The following is a 2671-nucleotide window of genomic DNA, read 5'->3' as shown; positions in this document are numbered from 1 at the left end:
CGTGGCCGGAACGCGACGGCGCGGCGCCGGTGAGCGCCTCAACCGGGGCGGCCCGGGCCGAGGGCAGCGGCCACACCGGGCGTGACGAGCTGCCGGAACGCCGCGTCGAGCTGCGCGGGGGTGTGCGGCTCGTCGCCGTCGGCCCACCGCGCGAGCAGCGCCATGTAGGCCCCGACGACGCCCGCCACCAGCAGGTCGAGCGGGATGGCCGGGGCCGGGTTGTGTGCGACCAGCTGTTCGCGGACGAGCTCGCCGATGACGTACGCGATGCGGTCGCGCACGACCGTGCCGCCCCGCCGGCCGAGCAGCGCCCGGATCAGCAGCCGCTGCTCGTGGGCGTGCTCGAACATGGCCAGGCTGAAGCCGAACAGGCCCTCGCCGTCGTCGCGGTGCGCGCGCAGGAACCCGGCCAGCTCGTCCAGGCTGGCGTAGAGCACGTCGCGCTTGTCGGTGTAGTGCGCGTAGAAGGTCGACCGGCCGATGTCGGCCCGGTCGATGATCTCGGTGACCGTGACCGCCTCGTAGCCCTTCTCGAGCATCAGGTCCATGAGCGCCCGGTGGATGGCGAACCGGGTGCGGCGCACCCGGCGGTCCAGTGCCATCGCCCCTCCGTTTCGGGTCAATCACCGTGCCGGTGTCCCGTTCCGCACGGTCGCGCGGATCTGGTTGTTGACCCCGCCACCTTACCGAACGAACCATTCATTGCTGAACACATTGTTCGGAAACCGAGGGGACGAGATGGCTCATCCAGTGATCGACGTGTCGGCGGCCGGCAAGGTCTACCGCACGCCGGGCGGCGACTTCACCGCGCTGCGGGACGTGGACCTGCGGGTCGACGCCGGCGAGTTCGTCGCCGTCGTCGGCCGCTCCGGCAGCGGCAAAACCACCCTGCTGAACCTGCTCGCCGGCATCGACCGGCCCACCTCCGGCGCGGTCCGGGTGGCCGGCACCGCGGTGCACGAGCTTTCCGAGCGGCGGCTCGCCGCCTGGCGTGGGCGCTCCGTCGGGCTGGTCTTCCAGTTCTTCCAGCTGCTGCCTACCCTCACCGTCGCGGAGAACGTGATGCTGCCGATGGACTTCTGCGCCACGGTTCCGGCCCGACGTCGGCGCGCGGCCGCGCTGGCCCTGCTGGACCGGGTCGGGATCGCCGAACAGGCGGACAAGCTCCCGGCGGCGCTGTCCGGCGGGCAGCAGCAGCGCGCCGCGATCGCCCGCGCGCTGGCCAACGACCCGCCCGTACTGCTGGCCGACGAGCCCACCGGCAACCTGGACACCGCGACCGCGGCGGCGGTGCTCGACCTGTTCAGCTCGCTGACCCGGGCGGGGAAGGCGCTGGTCATGGTCACCCACGAGCGGGACGTGTCCGGGTACACCGACCGGGTCGTGACGCTCGCCGACGGCCGGGTCCTCGCCGACGCGGCGGTGCCGGCGTGACGCGCCCCCGCACCCGCAAGCTGGTCCGGGACCTGTGGCTGGCGCGCGGCCGGGTGGGCCTCATGGTGGTCGCCATCGCCGTCGCGCTGACCGGGGTCGGGGCGCTGCTCGTGGCCCGGGCCGTGATCCTGCGCGAGGCGAACGCGGCGTACGCGGCCACGAACCCCGCCTCGGCCACCCTCGACGTGGCCGGCGGCGTCGACGCCGCCCTCCTGGCAAAGGTGCGCGCCCGGCCCGGTATCGCGGACGCCGTCGCCCGTCAGACCATCACCACCCGGGTACGGGTCGACGGCGAGTGGCGCCGGATGCTGCTGTTCGTCATCGCACCCGACGACCCGCTCACCACGGGCCGGTTCCGTGTCGAGGCGGGCGCCTGGCCGGCCCCGGACGACGGGCTGCTCATCGAACGCAAGGCCGGCGCGGTCCTCGACGCCGCCGACGGCGATACGCTGGAGATCGCCGGCCCGGCCGGGACCACCGCCGCCCTGCGCGTCACCGGCACCGTGTACGACCCGGCGCTCGCCCCGGCCACCCAGGAGCGCGCCGGGTACGGGTACCTGACCCCGGCGGCCCTGACCCGGCTGGGCTTCGCTCCGGTCGCCGAACGCCTCGCCATCGTCGTGGGCGCCCCCGGCGGGGCGCGCGAGCACGACCAGGCCACTGTGGACGCTGCCGCGAGCGGGCTCGCCGACTGGCTGGCGGCCGCCGGTCACCCGGTGCACGCTGTCGAGGCGCCGCCGTACCGGCACCCGCACCAGAACCAGGTCGACACCATCACGGGGCTGTTCCTGGCGTTCGCCGTGGCGGCGCTCGCGCTGGCGGGTGTGCTCGTGGCCAGCACGCTGGGCGGGATGCTGGCCGGCCAGACCGCGCAGATCGGCGTGATGAAGACGGTCGGCGCGACGACCGGCCAGCTGCTGCGGATGTACCTCGCCGCGACGGCCGTCATCGCCGCGGCCGCCACCACCCTGGCCGTCTGGCCCGCGCTGCTCGCCGGATACGGCCTGGTGGACATGGTCACCGGACTGCTCAACGTGGACGTCACCGACCGGGGCGTGCCCTGGTGGGTGTTCAGCACGCTCGTCGCCGTCGGGCTCGCCGTACCGGTGGGGATCGCGCTCGTGCCGGTGCTGCGGGCGGCGGGGATCACCGTGCGGGCCGCCCTCGACAGCGCGGGCGGCGCCGCCCGGGTGGGCGCCCGCCGGGTCGACCGGTGGCTCGCCCGGCTCGGCGGCGG

At 74.8% G+C, this 2671-nt stretch carries 3 protein-coding genes; 2 read left to right on the top strand and 1 reads right to left on the bottom strand.

What is annotated here, in order from left to right:
- Positions 1-38 precede the first annotated feature (38 nt).
- Positions 39-602: a TetR/AcrR family transcriptional regulator gene (locus ABD211_RS33250; protein WP_344140519.1), complete on the bottom strand. Its 564-nt coding sequence runs from the start codon at positions 600-602 to the stop codon at positions 39-41.
- Between the two features lie 136 nt (positions 603-738).
- Between ABD211_RS33250 and ABD211_RS33245 the strand changes: the two genes are divergently transcribed.
- Together ABD211_RS33245 and ABD211_RS33240 are read left to right on the top strand one after the other, a co-directional pair.
- A complete protein-coding gene (locus ABD211_RS33245) occupies positions 739-1434 on the top strand; it encodes an ABC transporter ATP-binding protein (protein WP_344140517.1) in 696 nt (231 codons plus the stop codon).
- Positions 1431-2671, top strand: a 1241-nt coding sequence (locus ABD211_RS33240) for an FtsX-like permease family protein (RefSeq protein WP_344140515.1), incomplete at its 3' end; no start/stop codon positions are given. The genes ABD211_RS33245 and ABD211_RS33240, both read left to right, overlap by 4 nt.

Source organism: Luedemannella flava (assembly GCF_039528515.1).
Classification (GTDB): Bacteria; Actinomycetota; Actinomycetes; order Mycobacteriales; family Micromonosporaceae; genus Luedemannella; species Luedemannella flava.
This window is presented reverse-complemented; position numbering and strand designations above follow the sequence as displayed.

Coding starts and splice junctions, on each gene's coding strand:
- ABD211_RS33250 (WP_344140519.1), bottom strand. CDS start 602: ATGGCACTGGACCGCCGGGTGCGCCGCACCCGGTTCGCCATCCACCGG.
- ABD211_RS33245 (WP_344140517.1), top strand. CDS start 739: ATGGCTCATCCAGTGATCGACGTGTCGGCGGCCGGCAAGGTCTACCGC.